Genomic DNA, 22581 nt, shown 5'->3' with positions numbered 1-22581 from the left:
CGTCTCCAACCGGTGTTCTCCAGATACGGGCATACTCGCGACCATGACGCCGATGCAGAGATACGTTGCCGAGGAGATCGCCACCGAGCACGTCGACGGGCTGCTGTCCCGGCGCGAGGCGCTGCGCCGCCTGGCTCTGCTCGGGGTCGGCACGGCGGCCGCGTCGGCGTTGATCGCCGCGTGCGGCGAGAATCGACAACCCGCAGCCGAGGCCCCCGCCACCAGCACCGAGCCCGCCACCGAGAACGCGCCGCCGCCCGGCTCGGAGAACGCGGTGCCGACGCAGCCGATCACGTGGGCGGGCCCGACGGGCGAGCTGCAGGGGGCGTGGGCGCCCGCGACGGCACCCAAGGGCGCGGTGCTCGTCATCCACGAGAACAAGGGCCTCAACGACTGGGTGCGCTCGGTCGCTGCGCGGCTGGCGGGCATCGAGTACTCCGCACTGGCCATCGATCTGCTGTCGAGCAAGGGCGGCACCGCAGCGTTCACCGATCCCGCGCAGGCCACCGCCGAACTGACCAAGATCCCACCGGAGGAGTCCGTCGCCAACCTCAAGTCCGGGCTCGACGAACTCACCCGCAGGGCGCCGAACGTGAAGCTGGCCGCCGTCGGATTCTGCCTCGGCGGGGGAATGGTGTGGCGGCTGCTCGCCTCGGGCGAGCCGCGATTGGCCGCGGCGGTGCCGTTCTACGGGCCGACACCCGAGAACCCCGACTTCGCAGGCTCGAAGAACGCGGCGGTGCTCGGCCTCTACGGCTCGCTCGACGACAGGGTGACCTCGACGAAGGACGAGGCCGAGCAGGCGCTGACGGCGGCGGGTCTGGTGCACGAACTCGTCGTCGAGGAGGGCGCCGACCACGCGTTCTTCAACGACACGGGCGAACGATACGACGCGACCGCCGCCGCCGACGCCTGGCAGCGGGTACAGGACTGGTTCGGCCGGCACCTCGCCTAGAGCGGAGTTCACCGGCATTTCAGCGGAGCGTTCTGTCCCCGTCGTTGACCACACACGCGCGACCGTTGTGATGCCAGCATGCGCGTGGTCCAGGTCGCGAACTTCTACGGTCCGCGCTCCGGCGGCCTCCGCACCGCGGTCGACCGGCTGGGCGCCGAGTACTGCGCAGCGGGTCACGAGGTGCTTCTCGTCGTTCCCGGTGCGGGCTACACGCGCGAGCGACTGACATCGGGTGTCACGCGAATCCAATTGCCCGCCAGGAGAATTCCGTTCACCGGCGGATACCGCGCGGTACTGCCCGGGCCGGTGCGCCACCTGCTGCGCGATCTCGCCCCCGACGCGCTCGAGGTCTCCGATCGCCTGACCCTGCGTTCACTCGGTCCGTGGGGCAGACGACACGGTGTCGCCACCGTGATGATCTCGCACGAGCGGCTCGATCGCCTGGTCGGCCAGGTGCTTCCGCGCCGGTTCGCTCGCGCGGTCGCGGACGGGGCGAACCGCCGCACGGCGGCCGACTACGACACCGTCGTGTGCACCACCGCGTTCGCCCGCGAGGAGTTCGACCGCATCGATGCGGGCAACGTCGTCACGGTGCCGCTCGGGGTCGACCTCGAGGTGTTCCACCCGCGCAGGCGGTGCGGTGCGGTGCGCGGCCAGTGGGCCGCGCCCGAGCAGACGCTGCTAGTCCACTGCGGCAGGCTGTCGGTGGAGAAGCACGCTCACCGCAGCGTGGAAACCATTGCCTCGCTTCGCGATTCCGGCGTCGACGCGCGCCTGGTGGTGGTGGGTGAAGGTCCGCTGCGTGCGCGGCTCGAACGTCAGGCCGCGAACCTTCCGGTGACGTTCACCGGTTACGTCGGATGTCGAGACACCGTCGCGTCGATTCTCGCGTCGGCCGATGTCGCGCTGGCGCCGGGGCCACACGAGACGTTCGGACTCGCCGCACTCGAGGCGCTGGCATCGGGCACCCCGGCCGTGGTGTCGAAGACGTCCGCCCTGGCGGAACTGCTCACCGGTGACAGCGGAGCCGCCGCCGACAACGATCCGGACTCCATCGCCGCCGCCGTCAGCCGGGTGATCAGCACCCCGGAGGCGGTCCGCAGGCTGGGCGCGCGGCGGCGTGCCGAGCAGTTCTCCTGGCCCCGCTCGGCGGCGGGCATGCTGACCGCACTGGGGGAGCGTTAGGTTCTTCTCCGTGAGTGCCGCCCACGCGCCCGTCGACACCGATCGGACCCGCACCCTGTGGTTCGCACTTCTGCTCACGATGACCAACGGGTTCATGGACGCCCACACCTACTACGTGCGCGGTGGCGTGTTCGCGAACGTGCAGACCGGCAATGTGATCTTCTTCGCGATCGACATGTCCGAACGCAAGGTGGCGGCGGCGCTCGCACACGTCTGGCCGATCCTCGCGTTCATGGTGGGCGTGGCCGTCGCCGCGCACATCAAGTCGGGACGCACCGAACGGTGGGTGAGCCATCCGCTGCGGTGGGCGATGGCGGTGCAGGTGGTCGCGCTGGTGGTCATCGGCTTCGTACCTGTGACGGTCGCACACCAGTACGTCACCGTCCCGATCGCGTTCCTGGCGGCACTGCAGATGGGCCTGTTCCGCAACATCGGCGACCTCGCCTACCTCCCCGTCGCCACCACCGGGAACCTGATGCGGTTCGTCGAATCAGCCTTCGACGGACTCGCCGAGCGGTCGGCGGCCGCACGGCACGCCTGCGGGGTCTACGGGACGTTGATCGTCGGATTCACCGGAGGGGCCCTCATCGGCGCCTTCGCCAGTCGCGCGTGGAGCGCACACGCCATCTGGCTGGCTGCGGGTCTGCTCGCCGTGACGCTGGTGCTGTTCATCGTCGACGAGCGCTACGTGAGGTGATCGCGGGACGCCACCCGTGGCTCGTACCAGCTTTTGTTCAGGCTGACTCCAGATGTGGTTCGGACCACGCTCGCGACCCTATGGTGCCGGAAGGCCGATGGTCGGCGTTCTGAAGGGCGGTCCCGCATGTCCGAAACTATCTCTGCGCCAGAGAATTTGGGAGGTTCGTCCGAACCGACCCCCGAACGACGGCTGCGCGGGAACCTCGGAGTCCCGGCCATCGTCTTCATGGTCGTCGCCGCGGCGGCTCCGCTCGGCGTGGTCGGTGGCGTCTTTCCGCTGGGCATCGCGTCGGGCAACGGCGCGGGCTTCCCGGCGACCTTCATCGTGTCGACCGTCATCCTGCTGCTGTTCGCCGTCGGGTTCACCGCCCTGACCCCGTTCGTCCAGGAGGCGGGAGCCTTCTTCTCGTACATCCGCCAGTCGCTCGGCTTCTCGATCGGCATCGGCTTCGGCTTCGTCGCACTCGTCAGCTACGTCGCCCTGGAAGCGGGGGTGTACGGCCTGCTGGGCCCGGCAGGCGTCGGAGTCGTCACCCTGTTCGGCGGCCCGGACATCCCGTGGTGGACGCTCGCGGCGGCGGCGTTCGTGATCACGACCTTCCTCGGCTACCGCAACATCCAGTTGTCCAGCCGCGTGCTGGCCGTGCTGCTGACGGCCGAGATCGCTATCGTCGGAGTGCTCGACCTGATCATCGTGGCCCGCGGCGGCGGTGACGACGGGCTGTCCACCGGCGTCGTCGACCCCGCCACGGTGTTCTCCGGATCGCTGGGGGTCGGACTGCTGTTCGCCATGCTGAGCTACATCGGCTTCGAGGCGACCGCGATCTTCCGCGACGAGGCGAAGGATCCGGAGCGCACCATTCCGCGCGCCACCTACGCCGCACTGATCCTGATCGGCGCGTTCTACGCCGTGACGAGCTGGGCGCTCATCTCAGCGTGGGGTGACACGAAGGCCGTTGCGCAGGCGACGGATTCGGGCGGAACGTTCCTGTCGGACATCGCACAGGTCTACATCCGCACCGCGGGCAACGACATCATCACCGTGCTGTACTTCACCAGCCTGTTCGCGTGCATACTCGCGTTCCACAACGTGGCGTCGCGCTACGTGTTCGCGTTGTCGCGGCACAGTGTGCTGCCCGCGGCGCTGAGCGTTCCGCATCCGCAGCACGGCTCGCCGCACCGGGCCTCGCTGTGGGTTTCCGCCGTCGTCGCCGTCAGCATCGCGCTGGCAGTGGCCTTCTCGCTCGACCCGATCACGCAGTTCTACACGTGGTTCGCCGCCGCGACGACCGTCGGCTTCGTCGTGCTGCTGATCGCGACCAGCGTCGCGGTGCTGGTGTTCTTCGCCCGCGACCGGCGGGGCCACTCGCAGTGGCGGGTGCGCATCGCGCCGGCACTGGGCCTCGTCGGCCTCGGCGTCACGCTGGTGCTGATCCTGACGAACCTCGACGGCCTCGCGGGTTCGAGCGCACTCGGCTGGGGCATCGTGAGTCTGCTGGTGGTCGCGCTGATCGTCGGAGTGGTGGTCGGAAACCGGGTGGGCGATGCGACGAAGGCCACGGCGGCGTGACGAGCACCGTCGACGCCCGAGCCGACGCGGCCGTGTCGGAGCGCGAGCGCAACCTGCTGAGCCGGCTCGCCGACGGCTCCCTCCGCGAAATCGAGGTCGCCTGGAGCGATCCGTTCGGCCACGCCCAGGGCAAGCGGATTCCCGCCCGGCAGTTCCTCGATCGAGCCACGGGCACCGGCTTCGCGTTCTGTGAGGCCTCTTTGGGCTGGAACACCGACGGGACCGTGATCGACGGTCTGCAGCTGACCAACTGGGACAGCGGCTACCCGGACGTGTTCGCGGTTCCCGACCTCGACACCTTCCGCGCGCTGCCGTGGCGACCGGGAGTCGGGCACGTCATCTCCGACATCGTCCGGCACGACCGCACGCCGTCGCTGCTCGACCCGCGGGCCGTACTCAAGCGGGTGCTGAACCGCCTTGCCGCGCTGGGCTACACGGCCACGGTGGGCGTGGAGTTCGAGTTCTATCTGCTCAACCCCGACGGCACCCCGTTCCAGCACGACATCCACGCGTACTCGCTGGAGAACGCCAACGCCCTCGACCCCGTGCTCGGCGAGTTGTACGAGACGCTCAGCGCGTTCACCCGCCTCGAGGGGATCCAGACGGAGTACGGACCCGGCCAGGTGGAGACGAACCTGGTCTACACCGATGCCCTTGAGGCCGCCGACGACAGCGCTCGGCTGAAGTACGCGGTCAAGGAGGTCGCTCGCAGGCACGGCAAGCTGGCGAGCTTCATGGCCAAACCGTTCGCCGACCAGTCCGGCAGTTCGGCACACCTGCACATCTCACTGTGGCGCGACGGCGAACCGGCGTTCGCCTCCGACGGACATCAGGAGAGCCCGCTCGCCCTGCACGCCGTTTCCGGGCTGCTGGAACATCTTCCGTCGATCACGCTGTTCGGGGCGCACACCGTCAACGCCTACCGGCGATTCGAGCCGGACTCGTTCGCACCCGCGACCGTGACGTGGAGCCGCGACAACCGCAGCGCCGCCGTCCGGTCGCTCGTCGAATCGACACCGGAGGCGAACAGGATCGAATTGCGCAGCGGCGCATCCGATTCCAACCCGTACTGGCTGGTGGCCTCGGCGCTCGCCGCGGTGGTCGCGGGGCTGGAGGCGGGGCGCACCCCACCGCCGCCCGCCGAAGGCAATCTGTACGAGTCCGGCACGCTGCTCCCCGAGTCGCTGGGCGTGGCCGTTGCGCTGGCCGCTCAGGACGACACCATCGCCGACATCCTGGGAACCGAATCGGTGCGGGACTTCGTGACGATCGCCCGCAGCGAGTGGGAGCTCTACCACCGCCAGGTCAGCGACTGGGAACGCCGCCGATATCTGGCGAGTTCGTGAGCCGTCCGATGACCGCGAGGCGATCGGCATGACGCTGCGACTGGAGTCGACCGATCGGGCGGAAGCGGCCAACGCGCCGCTGGGCGGAGCACCGGCGGACCGGCTGGCCCGCCTTCCGGAGGTGGTCGCCGAGTTGCGCCGAGCCGATGCCGAAGCCGAGCGCGACCGGGTGCTGCAGTACTGGGCGGTCGAGCGGCTGCGCCGGACCGGGGTGCTGGGCCTGCGTGTCCCCGTGCGGTACGGCGGGCCGGGTGGCAGCGTGCGCGACGTCGTGAGCGCCGTCGTTCAGATCGCCCGCGGCAGCTCCAATGTCGCGCAGGCGCTGCGCGCGCATTTCGGGTTCTCCGAGCGACTGCTGAGCAACCGCGCGCTGGAATCCGAGCGGATGCACTGGTTCGGGGTGATCGACTCGGGCGCCGTCCTGGGCAACGCCATCACCGATGCGAAGGGGAGGACGCCCACCAGCACGGGCACGACGGTGCTCGCAGACACGTCGGGAGTGTTGCGGCTCAACGGTTTCAAGTTCTACTCGACCGGGACGCTGTACGCGGACCTGATCGCGGTGTCCGCGATCGACGCCGACGGTCGCGACGTGCAGGCGGTGGTTCCCGTCGATCGCGCGGGTGTCGAGCTCTACGACGACTGGGACGGCTTCGGTCAGCGTCTGACGGCGAGCGGCAGCACGCGGTTCACCGACGTCGAGGTCGCGCCGGTCGAGGTCACCACCGTCTCGGACGGTCGGCACCTCGGGCACAGCACGACGTTCCTGCAGCTGTACCTGGCGGCGGTGACCGCGGGCATCGCCGGCGGTGTCCTCGACGACGCCGTCGACTTCGTGCGCGAGCGGGCCCGCCCCGCGGCGCACTCGTTGGCCGATACCGCACGCGAGGACCCGTTCATCGTCGAGGCCGTCGGCGAGATCGCCGCCGAGGCGTCGGCAGCGGAGGCGCTGGTGCTCAACGCCGCCGACGCCATCGACCGGCTGGTGGACGGCGAGTCGCAGGACGACCCCGCGGCGTTGGCCGAGGTCGCCGTCGAGGTGGCCAAGGCGCAGCTGGTCGCCGAGCGGCTCGCGCTGTCGGCGGCGGCCCGGCTGTTCGACACCGGGGGAGCATCGGCGACGTCGCGGGCGCTGAACCTGGATCGCCACTGGCGCAACGCCCGCACGGTGGCGAGCCACAACCCGTTGGCGTACAAGGCGCACGCCTCGGGCAACTACCTGCTCAACGGAGTCTCACCCCCGGCCAACGGTTACTTCTGATGCTCGGGGTCAGCCCAGAAGCTGGGTGACGAGGAGGCGGGCCAACCACGCCTCGAAGCGCGTGACCGACCAGCCGCGGACGCGGACGAACCGGTCGTACAGCACGGGATCGGTAGCCAGCCAGGCGATGTCGACTGCTTCGGCGCGGGATACGTCGGGGGACAGGGCGTTCAGCGCGATCAGTCGCTTGACGATCTCGCGTGCGCCCGAGAGTCGCTGGCGCTGAGACTCCTCCAGCAGCGTCCGGGCGTCGTCGTCGCTCTCGGCGGCGACCTCGAGCGCGCGGAAGAGTCCGGCGACCCGAACGTCGATGCCGACCAGGACGCGCGTCCAGCCTGCGAGGAGGTCCTTCGCACCGGACCGGGCGAGGACGTCGAGCACCGCCGGCCGATTGCGCACGGAGACCGCGCCGTCGTCACCCGCGACCGCCCAGTCGACCGCGGTCTTCAGCAGTTCGACCTTGCCCCCCACCGCCGTGAACACGGTCTTGCGGCTCACGCCCGCGTCGGCCGCCACCGCGTCGATCGTCGTCGCCGCGTAGCCGCGCTCCACGAACAGGTGGGCCGCGGCAGCGACGATCGCACTCCGCGTATCGGCCGCCTGCGCGGCCCGCAGCGTCGATCGGTACTCGCGCTTGACGTCCTCCGGCATTTACGCCACCCTTCATGTATTCATTACACGCACAGTAACATGAAAAGAGGTCACCACGTGGACGCTGTGATCGTGGGCGCGGGTCCGACCGGCCTGTACACCGCCGTCGCGCTCGCCCGTCGCGGCCACCGCGTCACGGTCGTCGACCGCGATCCCGGACCACCGGCCACGGGCCGCTGGCACCGCCGGGGGGTGATGCAGTTCCACCACGCCCACGCTTTCCGCGGTCCCGTCGCCGAGATCCTGCGCGACGAGATGCCGGATGTGCTCGATCGCCTCCTCGCAGCCGGCGCGGTCGTCGAGAACGACCCGGTTGGCAGACCCATCGCGTTGCTCTGCAGGAGAAGCACTTTCGATGCCGCGCTGTATGCAATCGCAGCCGTCGAACCCGGCGTGTCGATGCGGGTCGGCCACGCCGACGGGGTGCGCGTCGAGCGCGGCCGCGTCACCGGGGTCATCGTCGACGGCGCCGCACTCGACGCCGACGTGTTCGTCGACGCGACGGGCCGTAACAGCAGGTTCACACCTCGCACCCGAACTGCCGTCGACGGGGAGTGCGGAATCGTCTACGTCACGAGGCAGTACCGCCTGCGCGACGGTCTCCCACCCGGACCGGTGAACGCGCCGATCGGGCTGTCGCTGGGCTACGACCGGCATTTCGCCATCGCTTTTCTGCACGACGATCGCACGTTCTCGGTGACGTTCGCCCACGACGGAGCCGACTCGAGGTTGCGCGCACTGCGGCGGGCCGATGTGTTCGCCGCGGCGGCGGCCGCCGTTCCGGGCCTAGGAGAGTGGACCGAGCCCTGCCGAAGTGCGCCGACCAGCGACGTCCTACCCGCCGGACGGATTCACAATCGGTACCGCGCGCAGACGGATCACGCGGGGCGGCCGTGGACGCCGGGTCTCGTATCCGTCGGTGACGCGGTGTGCACCACCACTCCGCTGGCCGGTCGAGGCGTGACACTTGGCCTGCAGCAAGCGCGCCGCCTCGTCGACCTACTCGACGCCGGTCACGACATCGGCGACATCACCGCGGAGTTCGACGCCTGGTGCTCGGACGCCATCCGACCGTGGTTCGACGACCACTGCCACTCCGACGCCGACAGGCAACGGCGCTGGGCCGGCGGCGACGTCGACGTGACACGGGCGCTGCCGTCGGACCTGATCGTCGCCGCGGCCGCGGTCGCGCCCGAGATCACCGCGTCGACCGATCCGTACGCCCGGATGGACGCGCTGCCTGCGAGCCTCGAGTCAGTCGAACCGATCGCCAGGGCGCATTTCGCGCGCGGCTGGCGACCGGCACCACCCGAGGGACCGTCGCGCGACCGACTCGCGGAGATCTGCGCGCGCGCTGACCGGGTGACCGGGACTACCGCACCGACCAGCCGACCGGCAGTCGCTTGATGCCGTGGATGAAGGGCGACCACAGCCGGTCGGGCTCCTCGAGCGCCACCAGGTCGGGGATCTGGCGGTGCAGTTCCTCGAACACCACCGCGATCTCGCGGCGAGCCAAGTTGGCGCCCAGGCAGAAGTGCGCGCCGCCACCGCCGTAGCCGAAGTGCGGGTTGGGGTTTCGCCGGACGTCGAACGTCCACGGATCGTCGAACTTCGACTCGTCGCGGTTGGCCGAGCCGTACCACAGCGTGGCCTTGTCACCAGCCTTCATCGGGACGCCCGACAGTTCGACGTCGTGGGTCAGCGTGCGACGCATGTAGACCACGGGCGACGCCCACCGCACGATCTCCTCGACGGCGGTCGGTGCGACCGTCTCGAAATCCGACCACCAGACGTCGCGCTGCTCCGGGTGGCGGCTGAGCGCCAGCACGCCGTGGCTGATGGCGTTGCGCGTCGTCTCGTTGCCCGCCACCACCAGCAGGATGAAGAACGACGCCACCTCCGCCGACGTGAGCCGTTCCCCGTCGACCTCGGCCTGCACCAGGCTGGTCGTCAGATCGTCGGCGGGCCGAGCCCGGCGATCGTCGGCCAACGCGGACGCGTACGCACCGATCTCCATCGCGACGGTGAGGAACTCGTCGAAGTCGGCGGTGATGTCCGGATCGCCGAACCCGAGAATCACGTTGGTCCAGTGGAAGACCCGCTCGTGGTCGCCCTCGGGGATGCCCATCATGTCGCAGATGATCTGCAGCGGCAGCGGCCCGGCCAGTTCGGTGACCAGCTCTCCTTCACCTGACGGGTTGTTGGCGAGGAGGTTCGCGACGAGCCGATGAGCACGTTCCCGGACGTAGTCCTCGGTGCGCGCCACCACCCTGGGGGTGAACGCCCTCGACACGATCTTGCGGAGCCGAGTGTGCCGGGGGTCGTCCATGGCGATCATCGAACCGAAGTACTCCGCTAATTCCGGGGTCGAATCGCCGATGGTGATGCCGCCCGCCGAACTGAACAGTTCGGGATGCCTACTGGCGTACAGGACGTCGTCGTAACGGGTCAGGGCCCAGTGCCCGGCGCCGGGGTCTCGGCCCTCCATGAGGATCTCGCGATGAAACGAGATCGGCGCCTCGCGCCGCAGGGTGGCGAACGCACCGTCGCGGAAGTCGTCGTCTCGGCCCCAGAACCGCACGGAACCGAGGTCCACGTCGGCCAGCGGAACGTCGAGGGGAGGGGCTCCGTTGTGCACCGTTGCAATCGCCACGCCCGCCAGCCTAGTTTCGGCGATGCCCTGCGCGCCCGCGATTCGGCGTGGTAGCACCGAATGGTGCGCAACCCACATGCAGGGCAACCGTTTACAACGTCGGACACGGAGATCGCCGAGGCCCTGCTCGATGTCAGCATTCCCACGCTGATGCTCTCCCTGGTGCACATGTCCGGCGATCCGGAGCTGATCCGCGGCGTCCTGCGGCCCGCCGGACTGTTCCTCAACGAAGTGCAGGGCTACATGTCCGAGGAGGACAAGGCCGCGGTCCGCGAGCTGGCGGTCGGCCTCATCGCCGACTACCGCGACCGCGGTTGCCCCGAACCGGAACCGATCGGACCCGAGCTGCTCAAGGAGATGATGGAGTGGCTGGTCTGCGAACCCGTTCCCGACGAGTACGTGCCGATGGTGCTCGAGGAGATGGAGCTCGACGGGCGCGACAGCCGGCGCGGTGCCGCGGCCGGAGACGCGAAACAGGACTTTCCCGTCGTCGTCATCGGCTGCGGCGAATCCGGACTGCTCGCGGGCATCCGGCTGAAGGAGGCGGGCATCCCCTTCACGATCGTCGAGAAGAACGCGGGCGTCGGCGGCACCTGGTTCCAGAACACCTATCCCGGCGCCCGCGTCGACGTTGGAAATCACTTCTACTGCTACAGCTTCGAGCCCGCTGACGAGTGGACGCACTTCTTCGCCGAACAGCCCGAGCTTCAGGCCTATTTCGATCAGGTGATGGACAAGCACGGCATCGGGCCGCACGTGCAGTGGCGGACCGAGGTCACCGCGGCCACCTGGAACGCCGACACCGCTACGTGGACGGTCGCAACCCGCGGCCCGGACGGCACCGCGGCCACCCTCACGGCACGGGCGGTGATCAGCGCCGTCGGCCAACTCAACCGCCCGCACCTACCCGACATAGCCGGTGGGGACACGTTCACCGGGCCGGCGTTCCACTCGGCCGAGTGGAACCACGACGTGGACCTCACCGGCAAGCGCGTTGCGATGATCGGAGCCGGTGCCAGCGGCTTCCAGATCGCGCCCGCGATCGCCGACCGGGTCGAGCACCTCACGGTCTTCCAGCGGACCGCGCAGTGGATGTTCCCCAACCCGAACTACCACGCCGAGGTGGGCGCGGGGGTGCGCTGGGCGCTGCGGCACCTGCCGTTCTACGGCCGGTGGTACCGCTTCCTGCTGTTCTGGCCCGGCTGCGACAAGGGTCTGGCCGCCGCCAAGGTCGACCCCGAGTACCCGGACCAGCACCGCGCCGTCAGCGAGATCAACGACATCACCCGTGTCATGTTCACCGAGTGGATCACCAGCCAACTCGACGGCAACGCCGAGCTTGCCGCGAAGGTGGTGCCCGATTACCCGGCGACGGGCAAGCGCACCCTGCAGGACAACGGCAGCTGGCTGAAAACGCTGACGCGGGATCACGTCGACCTCGTCCGGACCCCGATCACCCGGATCGACGCCGACGGCGTGGTCACCGATGACGGCGTGCACCACCCCGCCGACGTCATCGTCTACGCGACCGGCTTCGAGGCGAACAAGGTGCTGTGGCCGATGTCGATCGTCGGACGCGACGGAACGACGTCACTGGACGAACTGTGGGGAGAGCGACCCTACGCCCACCTGGGCATCACGGTGCCCGGCTTCCCGAACCTCTTCTGCATGTACGGCCCCGGCACCAACCTGGCCTCGGGCGGCAGCCTGATCTTTCACTCCGAGTGCCAGATGCGTTACATCACAGACTGTTTGGAGATGCTGATCGACGGCGGTTACCGCGCGATGGAGCCGACCGCCGAGGCGTGTGACGACTGGGTGCGACGCAGTCAGGCCGAGATGCGAACGATGGTATGGGCGCACCCGTCCATCGAGCACTCGTTCTACAAGAACGCGCACGGCGAGGTGTACACGCTGAGCCCGTGGCGTCTCGTCGACTACTGGACGTGGACCAGGGAGCCCGACAGGGGAGACTTCGCGTTCAGCTGAGCGCCCACGCCGTGTTCAATCCCGCCCCAACTCCCACCCGAGGTTCGACGCGAACACCCGCGCCTCCTCCGACAGCGTTCCGAGTTGGTGCGACTTGACGACGTACTCCTGGATCATCGCCATGAAGTTCATCGGGTTGTACGCGTCCTCCTCGTAGCTCCACTGGCCGTCACCCGCGTACTTCAGCGCGGTGATCACCGGTGCGCCGTACACGCTGCCGTCGCCGGGGTCCTTCATGGTGTTGATGTTCTTGAAGATCACCCAGTCGTTCTCGGCGTCGATGGAGCACCACTCGACGGGGTAGCTCGGCATCTCGCTGCCGGGGAAGGCGTTCATCGTGGACACGATCCACTCGCGGATCGCCTCCCGACCCGACATGTTGCCCAACGCGTGCTCGACGTAGGTGGCGTCCTCGGTGAACACGTTGGCGTAGCTGGACCAGTCCCAGGTGGTGCCCACCTCCATCACCTGCTGCTGGTAGACGTCGAACGCCTTCGTGAGCTCCCCACGCGACCAGTTACCCATCGGAGACTCCTTCGGCTCGTCGCACCCGGTCGGCGCCGAGGCGCCTCCAGCGAAACTGGAACTGGTTCTATCACACCGACCACATCCACCACAGCGGTATCGAATTACGTTGCGATTCATGGCAAATAGCTCGCCACACGTAACACCGCCGCCGTGCAGATCGATAGCGTGGGTAAGGGTCACATTCGGGGTTACGGGAATGAACGGTGACGGTTCCGCGTCGGTGCTGACGGGGACACCGGTCACCAGCGAGGGAGTGATGATGAGACTCACCAAGATGGCGGCGACGATCATGATCGTCGGCGGTGTCGGATTCGGCTCGGTCGCGATCGGCGCACCGGTCGCGTCCGCACGCCCCGCCGCACCGATGCCCGAGAAGCCGGGCAACGGCAACGACTACTGCCCACCGTGGTGCGGTAACAACGGCAACGGCAACGGCAACCGCGGTCACGACAACTGGAACAACGGTCACGACAACTGGGACAAGGGACAGTGGTGGGCGAACAACCGCCACGACTGGTGGGACGACCGCCAGGGCCCGCCGCCGTGGGGCTGGGGCCCACCGCCGCCGTACCAGTGGAACGGCGGACCGCTTCCGCAGACCATCAACTACTACGGCTACGACGCGACCCCGGTGTGGAACGGCGGACAGTGGGGCATCTGGCTCTTCGGGCTGTGGATCCCGATCTTCGGCGTCGGATTCAACTGACGGTTACTCGGCGGCCGGCGCCTCCACGACGGCCTTGATGCGTTCGAGCGTCTTGCGCATGTCGCGGATGTTGCGCCGACGGCGCAGCTGGCCGCCGAGTAGTCCGAACAACGTCGTGAACAGGCCTTCGTTCATGCGGAACGACTCGGTGACGTCGGTTCCACCGCCCGCCGGCTCGAAGCGGTAGTGCCAGTTGTTCACCGGGCGGTCGCCGACGAGCACCTCGAATCCGAACTCGCGACCGGGTTCGCACGCGGTGACGCGACACGTGGTCCAGTAGACCGGCCCGATCTCGTTGCGACGCACGTGCCCGCGGAACTTCGCGCCCAGTTCCGGGCCCGTCGCCCCATTCAGCCATTCGGCCTCGAAGGTCTCCGGCGAGAACCGCCCGGTGTTGCGGACGTCGGCGACGAGGTCCCAGACCGCATCGGCGGGAGCGTTCATGCGGACGGTGACGGATGCGTGCACGGTCGACCTCTCGGTTGCGGGATTACAGCTCGGACGATATGGCGTTGACTGTCGTCGTGACGGAGTTCGCGCGGGTGAAGGTCCGATTCGGTGTGAGCCTAGGCGCGGACACCCCCGCCGAGGAACTGCCCGGGTTCATCGACCGGCTGGAACACCTCGGAATCGACTCGCTGTGGTTCTCCGAACTGGTGTACGCCGAGGCCATCGACCCCGTCGTGGGAATGGCATTCGCGCTCTCGCGGACCCGGAAGCTGAAGGTCGGCACCTCGGTGGCGGTGCTGCCGGGCAGGCATCCGGTGCTGGTGGCCAAACAGCTGGCGTCCCTCGCCGCGCTGGCCCCCAAGCGGGTGCTGCCGGTCTTCGGGCTGCGCTCGGCGCTGCCAGCCGAACGGGAACTCTTCCCCGTGCCGGAGGGACGGCGCGCCGAGGTGTTCGACGAGTCGCTGAGACTGCTGCGTGCGAGCCTCAGTGCCGATGACGCCGATTTCGCCGGGCGGTTCTTCACCGTAGGCGCTCCCGCCGTAGCGCCGCGGCTCGAACGGCCACTGGACATCTGGCTCGGCGGCTCCGCGCCGGCGGCGTTCTCGCGGATCGGCAGGCTCGCCGACGGCTGGCTGGGCAGTTTTCTGACCCCCGCGGAGGCCGGGCGCGGCCGCGAGGCCATCGAACGCGCTGCCGCCGAGGCCGGACGCGCCATCGAACCCGACCACTACGGCATCAACCTCGCGGTCAGCGAGCGGGGACTGCCCGACTCCCTCGTTGCCGCGGTGCGCTCCCGGCGCCCCGACGTCGACCCCGCCGAACTGGTAGCCGACGGGTGGGAGTCGCTGCATCGGCTGCTCGACGAGTACATCGCCGTGGGGCTGACGAAATTCGTCATCAGGCCGGCGTTCGGCGACGACATCGGCGCGTTCGCCGACCGCTTCGCAGCCGAACTACTGCCCCGCGAGAACTGAGCAGGGGGTCGCCGTCAACCCGCCGCGCGCCTCGGTTCTGGCAAATCGGTTGCGCTCCGCGGCTCCGACGCCCTGCAACCGCAGCGGCGCGGCGCGATGGATTCCGGCGGCCGCAGCGGTCTGTACTCGGCGTACGCACCCGACTCGAGGAGGATCGAATGATCACGTCCGTCATCGTCGCAGGCCACATCACCGTCGCCCCGCAGGACCGTGCCGCCTACCTGGCGGGCTGCGCCGACGTCGTCCGCCAGGCGAGGGCGGCTGACGGCTGCCTCGACTTCGCCATCTCGGCGGACCTGCTCGACCCGAGTCGGATCAACATCCTCGAGCGCTGGTCGTCGCGGGCAGCGGTCGACGCGTTCCGCGGCAGCGGCCCCGACGACGGGCAGGGTGCGGCGATGACATCGGCGTCCGTGACCGAATACGACATCGCGGGGGAGCGGTCGCTGAGCTGATCCCTCTCGTCGAGTCAGCAAACGCGGGTGCAGCCGGCTGTCAGGAACCTCAGCTACTCCACACGGGAACGCGACCGGCATCGGGAACCGCGTCGGATTACGGCTTGGTGACACGTCCGGCCGGGTCGCCGACCAATTCGCTGATGACGTCTCGGCTCGGGTACCCTACGTAGACTGCCGTGGGTTCCGGGGCGAGCCTCAAGCCGTGTGTAATGCCGGTTCATCGAAACAACTCAACGCCGAAGGCACCAGAAACTTGTCAGAGACGAAAAGCGACACCAGTGGCCTGAAGCCGCACTTCGACGACGTGCAGGCGCATTACGACCTGTCGGACGACTTCTTCCGACTGTTCCTGGATCCGACTCAGACCTACAGCTGCGCGTACTTCGAGCGCGACGACATGACGCTCGAAGAAGCGCAGCTCGCCAAGATCGATCTCTCCCTGGGCAAGCTCGGCCTGGAGCCGGGGATGACCCTTCTCGACATCGGGTGCGGTTGGGGCGCGACCCTCAAGCGCGCCCAGGAGAAGTACGACGTGAACGTCGTCGGCCTGACCCTGAGCGAGAACCAGAAGGCCCACGTCGAGAAAGTCCTGGCCGGCATCGACAGCCCCCGCAGTAAGCGTGTGCTGCTGGAGGGCTGGGAGCAGTTCCCCGAGCATGTCGACCGGATCGTGTCGATCGGAGCGTTCGAGCACTTCGGCAAGGACCGCTACGACGACTTCTTCAAGATGGCCTACTCGGCGCTGCCCGACGACGGTGTCATGCTGCTGCACACGATCGTCAAGCCCAGCGACGTGGAGTTCGCCGAGCGCGGCTTGCCGCTGACGATGACGAAGCTGAAGTTCTTCAAGTTCATCATGGACGAGATCTTCCCCGGCGGGATGCTTCCGTTCGTGTCGACCGTGGAAGAGCACGCCACGAGGGTCGGCTTCGAGGTCACCCGCGTCCAGCCGCTGCGGTTGCACTACGCCCGCACGCTGGAGACCTGGGCTGCCTCGCTGGAGGCTCGCAAGGACGAGGCGATCGCCCTGCAGTCCGAAGAGGTCTACGAGCGCTACATGAAGTACCTGACGGGTTGTGCCGAACTCTTCACCGAGGGTTACACCGACATCTGCCAGTTCACCCTGAAGAAGGGCTGACCGGCGCCGTACCGAGCGCTCCTCGCGGCCACGCTGGCACTGACCCTGGTGCTGGGCGTGGCCGTGCTCGTCGTCGGTCACGCCGAGCGCGCTGCGTTACGCGCCGCGCAGCGTCCCGCCGATCCACTCACCGCGGAACAGGCCACCGCGCAGGCCGTGGGCGCGGTGGTCGACATCGCCGCAGCGGCCGATCTCCAGCGGCCGACGGGCGCCTACGCGATGCGGTCCTGCACGTCTGCGGTCGACCCGCCGTACCGCGCCGTTGTCAACATGACTTTCGCTGTGCCACAAGGAAATCCACCGCGGTACCTGGCCGGAGTCGCCGAAGCGATGACCGGGCTGGGCTGGACGAGGGCGGCCACGCCCGCGCCGCATTTCGGCCACAAGCTCGTGCGTGACGGCCTGACGGCGACGTTCTTCCGCAATACCGAACGCACCGATCTGGCGACCATGACGGTCGACGGCGAGTGCCGTGTCGTCGAGGCCGAGCAGCGCAGAGAGTGGGTCGACGTGACCGCGCGGCTACGCGCGGCGCGCTGACGTCAGCAGGCCACCGGGTGGGACTCGCAGTACGGCGTCGTGCCGGGGAAGCGGTAGCGGTGGCCCGCGACGTACCGGTAGACCATCCGCTGCAGTGCGCCGACGCCCGGCAGGCGGTAGACCAGCAGGGGGAGCCGGGATCCCAGCGCCGCCGACAGCGCCGCGTTCATCCCCTCGGCGCCGCCGTAGACCGCACCCGAGGAGTCCAGCCACCAGGACGACTCGCGCATCCGCGCCTCGGAGAGCCGCAGCAGCTCGGCCGTGCCCGGCTGCTGGAACGGGCGGATCTCGATCCCGCCGGTCCGATCCACGCGAGCCAACGCGGTCACGGCGCGGGTGCACATCCCACACACCCCGTCGAAGTAGAGGACCCCGGTCACGACGTCGGCCATGACGTCATTGTGGCGTACCCGAGCGGCGACCGGGAGGGCCCACCTCGCCGCCCGCCGCGTCGCGGCGGCGGGCCGCCATCCCGGCCAGCGCCTCGAACACCACGCGGTGCGCGGCGTTGACCGTCAGCTCGGCGTGGTCGTAGGCCGGAGCCACCTCGACCACGTCGACCCCGGCGACGTCGTGCTCGTAGCAGAGTTGGCGCACCATGCGGAGCAGGTCGACGCTGGTGAGGCCGCCGGGCTCAGGCGTCCCGGTGGCCGGCGCGTGCGCGGGATCCAGCACGTCGATGTCCACCGAGAGATAGAGCTTGTCGGCCTTCGCGAGCGCTTCGCCCACGGCGTCGACCATGACCGCCTTGAACCCGCGCTCCCATATCTCCTGCATGGTGTGCCACACCATGCCCTGCTCCTGCATCCACTCGAACGTGTCCTGCGGCGGCCAGTAGCCGCGCAGCCCGACCTGGACGAAGTGGGTGCCCGGCACGGCGCCGGATTCGATGAGGCGGCGCATCGGCGTGCCGTGGCTCGCGAGGTTGCCGTCGATGATGTCGGCCGTGTCGGCGTGGGCGTCGAAGTGGACGATGCCGACGTTCCCGTAGCCGTGCACGTCGGCCACCGCCGTCGCCGACGGCCACGTGATGGAGTGGTCGCCGCCGAGCACGACGGGCACGATGCCACGTGAGGCGACGGTGGCGACCCGCTCCTTGATGTTGGCGTGCGACACCTCGGTCTGGCCGTGCGGACAGAACGCGTCGCCGAAGTCGACGACCTCGAGCCAGTCGAAGATCTCCAACCCCAGATCCATGTGGTACGTGCCGGGTTCGTAGGCGGTCGCCCGGATGGCCCTGGGGCCGAACCGCGCACCCGGCCGGTTCGTCGTCGCGATGTCGAACGGGGCGCCGACGATCGCGACGTCGGGGCGCCACGAGTCGAGCTGCTCCGGTTCGGTGAGGAACGGCCGATGCCCGAACGACGCCAGGCCCGAGTACGGCAGGTCGAGCTGCTCGGCCATTCCTGGCGGAAGCTCGCGTGACGGAGCGGAGCTTGCGGAGCGACTGTCGTGCCCGTGTGCGTGGCCTTCACTCATACTCAGACCGTACCCTCCGGCGGTAGCCCTTGAGCCGCAACGGAAACCAAGCCGCGCCGCAGTTCGGCAGGTAACTCTCGCTTCGCCCAGTCGGTCGTCGACACGACGACGTAGACGTTGCGCCCGCGCACCGCGAGATGCTCAGCGGCGCCCTCGGCATCGGGATCGCGCCGCAGCACGTCGAACCGCAGCGTGAAGCTCGTCGTCCCGGTCGACTCGCAGGCCACGGCGACCCGAACCAGATCGCGCCACCGAACCGAGGCGAGGAAGTCGATGTCGGCGTGCACGACCTGAACGTCGACCTCATTCGCGGTGAACTCGTGATACGGCATGCCGACGTGCCCGAAGAACGCCGTCGACGCCTCGTCGAACCACGTCAGATAGTGGCCGTTGAATACGACGCCCTGCTGGTCGATCTCGGCGTACCGGGGAACTATCGGGAAGGAGAACGGTTCGGTCACACAGCACACTTTAAGATTCTCGGCGTGAGCAGTCCCGAACCCGCCGGGTCGCGGTCTCGGCGGGCGCCGGAGCACACCGGTGAGCGCATGCCGGCCGGCTGGCAGCGCGCCGTGCGTTGGGTGTTGTGGCTGACGTTCCTCGGTCTCGCCATCTGGCAGTCGCAGAACGTCGGCTTCTCGGGAGTGGAATGGGCCGCGTTGGTCGCCGCGCTGGCGTTCAGCGTCTGGTGCATGGCCAGACCACTCGGCGGGCCGAAGGTCGAGTTCACCGAGACCTCGCATCTGCTGGGCACCTTCGAATCCCGTACCAGCTGGGCGATGCTGCTGATCGGCGTGCTGTTGACCGTCGGCGGCGTCGCGGGTGCGGGTGCCGCGAGCTACGACATGGCGACGGGCCGCGCCTCGCCGGTCGACGTGCTCCGCGACATCGCGATCTTCATCGAGGGCTGGATCGCCGAGATGATCCTCGGGTTCTACGACGCCGAGCTGGAGAACACCCACGCCTACGCGCTGTTCCTGTTGATCATCCCCGGCCTCCTGATGGTCGCGGTCAACCTGTCGCCGTTGCTGAAGCGCGGCAGCGCTTTCCGGGTCGAGGACGACGGTTCGGTGCTGGTGCGCAGCCGGGCCAGCTGGGATGCGCTGCTCGAGTACCAGTACTCGACGGTGGTAGCCGACGGCCGAACCATCGCGTTCACCCCGACCGCCGATGGACCGGCTGCTGTCGAACTGCCGCAGGCCAGGGTGTTCTGCACGGAGAACGGCGCCAGGCTGAAACCGACGCTCAGCGCGGCGTTCTTCACCGAACTGCTCACGAACCGCGGTTTCGACGTCGACAGGGCGGACGGCAGCTCCCATTTCACCGCACGGAGGAAATAGCTTGCGGCTCATCACGATCGACGACGTTCGCGACGCAGCGACCCGGATACGGGGTTCCGTCGTGCGAACCCCGCTGGTACCCGCGCCGTGGGGGGACACGGAGCGGCCGCTGTGGATCAAACCCGAGAACCTGCAACCCGTCGGCGCGTTCAAGGTGCGCGGCGCCTTCAACGCACTCGGCAGGCTCACCGCCGACGAGCGGGGCAGGGGAGTCGTCGCGTACTCCAGCGGCAACCACGCCCAAGCCGTCGCCTACGCGGCAGCGGCGATGTCCGTGCAGAGCACCATCGTGATGCCGGAGGAAACCCCGAACGTCAAGGTCGCCGCGACCCGCGGACACGGCGCGGAGGTCGTCCTGTGCGGCGCGGGGGAGCGCGAGCGCGTCGCCGACGAGGTACTGGCGCGCACCGGCGGCGTGCTGATCCCGCCGTTCGACCACCCGGACGTCATCGCGGGTCAAGGGACCGCAGGACTCGAAATCGCCGAGGATCTGCCCGATGTCGCCAACGTCCTCGTTCCCGTCAGCGGCGGGGGACTCGCCTCGGGCGTCGGAACGGCCGTCAAGGCCCTGTGCCCGAACGCGCGGGTCTTCGGAGTCGAACCGGAACTGGCGGCGGACACCGCGCAGTCGCTGCGCGAGGGGCGGCGCGTCGACTGGCCGATCGCCGATCGGAACCGGACCATCGCCGACGGGCTTCGGTCGCAGCCATCGCAGTTGACGTTCGCACACCTGCAGCGCGTGCTCGATGACCTGTTCACGGTGACCGAGGACCAGATCCGCTCCGCGGTAAGAGAACTCGCTCTCCGTAGCCATCTAGTGGCCGAACCGAGCGGAGCCGTCGCGCTGGCCGCCTACCGGAGTGCGGCGCTTCCGCCCGGCCCCACCGTGCTCCTGGTGTCCGGGGGCAACATCGAACCCGCGTTGCTCGCCGACCTACTCAGCGCCTGACGGTCAGCCCAGCACCAGCGGGGACGACACCGCGCAGCGCGCGTGCATCGCGTGCACCCAGGCGTCCTGCTCGGCGGCGGCCATCAGGTGCCGGCGTCGACCGTTCCAGCCGCACGAACACGCGGCCGTCGAACGGCCGATGCCGTAGTGGTGCACGGACACGACGCCGTGAGGGGTGAGGTCGTCGTTCCCGTGGACGTCGACATCCAGAAATGCCGTGGTCATGCGATCCTCCTTCGCCTCCTCGATCATCGCGGGCGATGGGGATGGTTTCGGTTGAGGACGGGTCACACTTCGGATACTGCTGACGCGTCACGGCACCGCCTCTCAGGCCCGACGAGCCACACAGCGGGCCGTTGGGTAAGGTCACCCCAAAGGTGGATCGAAGGAGTGCACGTTGGACGCTGTACTCGGCCTGTCGATGACTCCCACGTCCGTGGGTCTCGTTCTCGTCGAGGGTCACGAAGCCGACGGCGCCACCATGGACCGCGACGCCTTCGAGGTGCGCACCGGCGCCCGGCACACGTCCGAGCAGGCCGCGGAGGCCGTCCGGCGTACTGAGGCGCAGGCTGCGGACCGGGGTGTGCGCCTGCACAGCATCGGCGTGACCTGGAGCGAGGACGCCGACGATCAGGCGTCGGCGCTCATGCGATCACTGTCGGAGTCCGGCTTCGACAACGTCGTCGCCATCCGGATGCCGGAGGCCACCGAGGCGCTCGCGCGCGGTATCGCCGACGTCATCGGCTACCAAACCACCGCGGTCTGCGTCATCGAGCCCGACACGGTCATCGCGCTGGTCGTGCACGCGGGCGAGGGCGGCGCGGTGCAGACCGTGGTCAACCACGCCATCGACACCGACGCGAGCCTGATCAGCTGGCTCAGCTCGGTGTTCGCCAAGGCGGACTGGCAACCCGAGGCTCTGGTGGTCGTCGGCTCCGCGGGCGGTTTCGACGAGTTCATTCCGCTCCTGGAGGATGCCCTGTCCGTGCCGGTGTTCTCCCCGGAGGAGGCCGAACTGGCGCTCGCGCGCGGCGCGGCACTGGCGTCGACGTCGACCTTGGACGTCTCGTTCGACGATTTCGCCGTCGCGCCGCGGGAACCCGCCCAGCGCCGCTCGGTCGCCGACCGCCGGCTGAGCCCGCAGACCGGCGCTGTCGCGTTGCTGGTCGCCGGTGTCGTGACCTTCGTCGTGTCGGTATCGGTGGCCGTCAGCCTGCAGTTCTCCCCACGCGAGGAGCCGGCGGGGGTGAGCCCCGCGGGAGCGGTCGCCGAGCCGCCCGTCGCCAGGCCCTCCCCGCCTGCGGCGCCACCGCGAGCGGTCAGCACGCCACCCGCGGCGCCGGTTCTGCCGTCGCCGCCGCCGGAAGCGCCGCCGCTACCCGTGGCGCCGCCGCCGGTCGTCGAGGCCGCGCCGGTCGATCCCGTCCTCCCCGAGGCACCCGTCGAGCCGCCCTACGTGGAGTCGCCCGAGATCGCACCCGTGGACGGCGCGCCGCTGCCCGGCCCGGCCGCCGTTCCGCAGCAGTCGGCGGCCGTGGCGCCGCCGGTGGTGATTCCGGTGCAGCCACCGAAGAAGCCGTTGCACACCCGCATCCTGGATCGGTTGCGGGGGATCGGTCAGCCCGATCCCGAGGACTACGCACCCATCGTGCCGCCTCCGGGGACGCCGCCCCCTGGCTAGTGATCTGCCCGCACAGCGGGACCCACGGA

General features: G+C 69.0%; 24 protein-coding genes. 16 read left to right on the top strand and 8 right to left on the bottom strand.

All coding sequences use genetic code 11. The annotated features are described in order from the left end of the window. Positions 1-43: 43 nt before the first annotated feature. From NM203_RS23195 to NM203_RS23170, 6 genes are all read left to right on the top strand, one after another. Positions 44-955: a dienelactone hydrolase family protein gene (locus tag NM203_RS23195; RefSeq protein WP_255062836.1), complete on the top strand. Its 912-nt coding sequence runs from the start codon at positions 44-46 to the stop codon at positions 953-955. 78 nt (positions 956-1033) lie between these two features. Next, positions 1034-2140, top strand: a complete 1107-nt coding sequence (locus tag NM203_RS23190) for a glycosyltransferase (protein ID WP_255062835.1) — start codon at positions 1034-1036, stop codon at positions 2138-2140. A gap of 10 nt (positions 2141-2150) precedes the next feature. Beyond that, positions 2151-2837, top strand: coding sequence for a YoaK family protein (locus NM203_RS23185; protein WP_255062834.1), 687 nt, complete (start codon positions 2151-2153; stop codon positions 2835-2837). A 126-nt stretch (positions 2838-2963) separates the two neighbouring features. Further along, a complete protein-coding gene (locus NM203_RS23180) occupies positions 2964-4409 on the top strand; it encodes an APC family permease (RefSeq protein WP_255062833.1) in 1446 nt (481 codons plus the stop codon). Further along, positions 4406-5755: a glutamine synthetase family protein gene (locus tag NM203_RS23175; protein WP_255062832.1), complete on the top strand. Its 1350-nt coding sequence runs from the start codon at positions 4406-4408 to the stop codon at positions 5753-5755. The genes NM203_RS23180 and NM203_RS23175 overlap by 4 nt, the downstream gene beginning before the upstream one ends. A 28-nt stretch (positions 5756-5783) precedes the next feature. Beyond that, positions 5784-7016: an acyl-CoA dehydrogenase family protein gene (locus NM203_RS23170; RefSeq protein ID WP_255062831.1), complete on the top strand. Its 1233-nt coding sequence runs from the start codon at positions 5784-5786 to the stop codon at positions 7014-7016. Positions 7017-7025: 9 nt separating this feature from the next. On the opposite strand, the gene NM203_RS23165 is transcribed toward NM203_RS23170, so the two are convergent. Beyond that, the gene (locus NM203_RS23165; protein ID WP_255062829.1) at positions 7026-7667 is read right to left on the bottom strand and encodes a TetR/AcrR family transcriptional regulator; all 642 of its coding nucleotides are present in this window, start codon (positions 7665-7667) and stop codon (positions 7026-7028) included. Between the two features lie 57 nt (positions 7668-7724). Here NM203_RS23165 and NM203_RS23160 point away from each other — a divergent pair, with 57 nt between their 5' ends. Continuing rightward, positions 7725-9074, top strand: coding sequence for an FAD-dependent oxidoreductase (locus NM203_RS23160; RefSeq protein ID WP_255062828.1), 1350 nt, complete (start codon positions 7725-7727; stop codon positions 9072-9074). Here the strand turns inward: NM203_RS23160 and NM203_RS23155 are convergent. Next, a complete protein-coding gene (locus NM203_RS23155; protein ID WP_255062826.1) occupies positions 9040-10320 on the bottom strand; it encodes a cytochrome P450 in 1281 nt (426 codons plus the stop codon). The genes NM203_RS23160 and NM203_RS23155 overlap by 35 nt on opposite strands. Positions 10321-10380: 60 nt before the next feature. On the opposite strand from NM203_RS23155, the gene NM203_RS23150 reads away from it, so the two are divergent. Continuing rightward, the gene (locus NM203_RS23150) at positions 10381-12309 is read left to right on the top strand and encodes a flavin-containing monooxygenase (protein WP_255062824.1); all 1929 of its coding nucleotides are present in this window, start codon (positions 10381-10383) and stop codon (positions 12307-12309) included. A 15-nt stretch (positions 12310-12324) separates the two neighbouring features. Here the strand turns inward: NM203_RS23150 and NM203_RS23145 are convergent, their stop codons facing one another. Next, positions 12325-12834: a nuclear transport factor 2 family protein gene (locus NM203_RS23145; RefSeq protein WP_255062823.1), complete on the bottom strand. Its 510-nt coding sequence runs from the start codon at positions 12832-12834 to the stop codon at positions 12325-12327. A 199-nt stretch (positions 12835-13033) separates the two neighbouring features. On the opposite strand from NM203_RS23145, the gene NM203_RS23140 reads away from it, so the two are divergent. Further along, complete coding sequence (locus NM203_RS23140; RefSeq protein ID WP_308212848.1) at positions 13034-13543, top strand: hypothetical protein; 510 nt, start codon at positions 13034-13036, stop codon at positions 13541-13543. 3 nt (positions 13544-13546) lie between these two features. Here the strand turns inward: NM203_RS23140 and NM203_RS23135 are convergent, their stop codons facing one another. Further along, complete coding sequence (locus tag NM203_RS23135; protein ID WP_255062822.1) at positions 13547-14011, bottom strand: SRPBCC family protein; 465 nt, start codon at positions 14009-14011, stop codon at positions 13547-13549. 74 nt (positions 14012-14085) lie between these two features. Here NM203_RS23135 and NM203_RS23130 point away from each other — a divergent pair, with 74 nt between their 5' ends. The 4 genes from NM203_RS23130 (at position 14086) to NM203_RS23115 (ending at position 17103) form a co-directional block, all read left to right on the top strand. Continuing rightward, positions 14086-14967 (top strand): TIGR03854 family LLM class F420-dependent oxidoreductase, encoded by an 882-nt coding sequence (locus NM203_RS23130; RefSeq protein WP_255063044.1) that lies wholly within the window; start codon positions 14086-14088, stop codon positions 14965-14967. A gap of 158 nt (positions 14968-15125) precedes the next feature. Continuing rightward, positions 15126-15422, top strand: a complete 297-nt coding sequence (locus NM203_RS23125) for a putative quinol monooxygenase (RefSeq protein WP_255062821.1) — start codon at positions 15126-15128, stop codon at positions 15420-15422. Between the two features lie 256 nt (positions 15423-15678). Then, entirely contained in the window at positions 15679-16563 is an 885-nt protein-coding gene (locus NM203_RS23120; protein ID WP_255062820.1) for a cyclopropane mycolic acid synthase family methyltransferase, read from the top strand. Between the two features lie 57 nt (positions 16564-16620). Next, entirely contained in the window at positions 16621-17103 is a 483-nt protein-coding gene (locus NM203_RS23115) for a lipoprotein LppJ family protein (protein WP_255062819.1), read from the top strand. Between the two features lie 2 nt (positions 17104-17105). On the opposite strand, the gene NM203_RS23110 is transcribed toward NM203_RS23115, so the two are convergent. The 3 genes from NM203_RS23110 to NM203_RS23100 form a co-directional block, all read right to left on the bottom strand. Then, positions 17106-17495 (bottom strand): thiol-disulfide oxidoreductase DCC family protein, encoded by a 390-nt coding sequence (locus tag NM203_RS23110; RefSeq protein ID WP_255062818.1) that lies wholly within the window; start codon positions 17493-17495, stop codon positions 17106-17108. A gap of 4 nt (positions 17496-17499) precedes the next feature. Next, positions 17500-18507: an agmatinase gene (speB, locus tag NM203_RS23105; protein WP_255062817.1), complete on the bottom strand. Its 1008-nt coding sequence runs from the start codon at positions 18505-18507 to the stop codon at positions 17500-17502. A 77-nt stretch (positions 18508-18584) separates the two neighbouring features. Beyond that, positions 18585-19043 (bottom strand): acyl-CoA thioesterase, encoded by a 459-nt coding sequence (locus NM203_RS23100; RefSeq protein ID WP_255062815.1) that lies wholly within the window; start codon positions 19041-19043, stop codon positions 18585-18587. A 24-nt stretch (positions 19044-19067) separates the two neighbouring features. Between NM203_RS23100 and NM203_RS23095 the strand changes: the two genes are divergently transcribed. Continuing rightward, positions 19068-19922: a hypothetical protein gene (locus tag NM203_RS23095; protein WP_255062814.1), complete on the top strand. Its 855-nt coding sequence runs from the start codon at positions 19068-19070 to the stop codon at positions 19920-19922. Between the two features lies 1 nt (position 19923). Next, positions 19924-20871: a threonine ammonia-lyase gene (locus NM203_RS23090; RefSeq protein ID WP_255062812.1), complete on the top strand. Its 948-nt coding sequence runs from the start codon at positions 19924-19926 to the stop codon at positions 20869-20871. A gap of 3 nt (positions 20872-20874) precedes the next feature. Here NM203_RS23090 and NM203_RS23085 read toward each other — a convergent pair whose 3' ends face one another. Then, positions 20875-21096: a hypothetical protein gene (locus NM203_RS23085; RefSeq protein WP_255062810.1), complete on the bottom strand. Its 222-nt coding sequence runs from the start codon at positions 21094-21096 to the stop codon at positions 20875-20877. Positions 21097-21268: 172 nt separating this feature from the next. Between NM203_RS23085 and NM203_RS23080 the strand changes: the two genes are divergently transcribed. After that, positions 21269-22552: a DUF7159 family protein gene (locus tag NM203_RS23080; RefSeq protein ID WP_255062809.1), complete on the top strand. Its 1284-nt coding sequence runs from the start codon at positions 21269-21271 to the stop codon at positions 22550-22552. Positions 22553-22581 lie beyond the last annotated feature (29 nt).

Source organism: Mycolicibacterium arenosum (assembly GCF_024320865.1).
GTDB lineage: Bacteria > Actinomycetota > Actinomycetes > Mycobacteriales > Mycobacteriaceae > Mycobacterium > Mycobacterium arenosum.
Note: the sequence above shows the minus strand (reverse complement) of the source record. Positions and strands in the feature narration are given on the sequence as shown.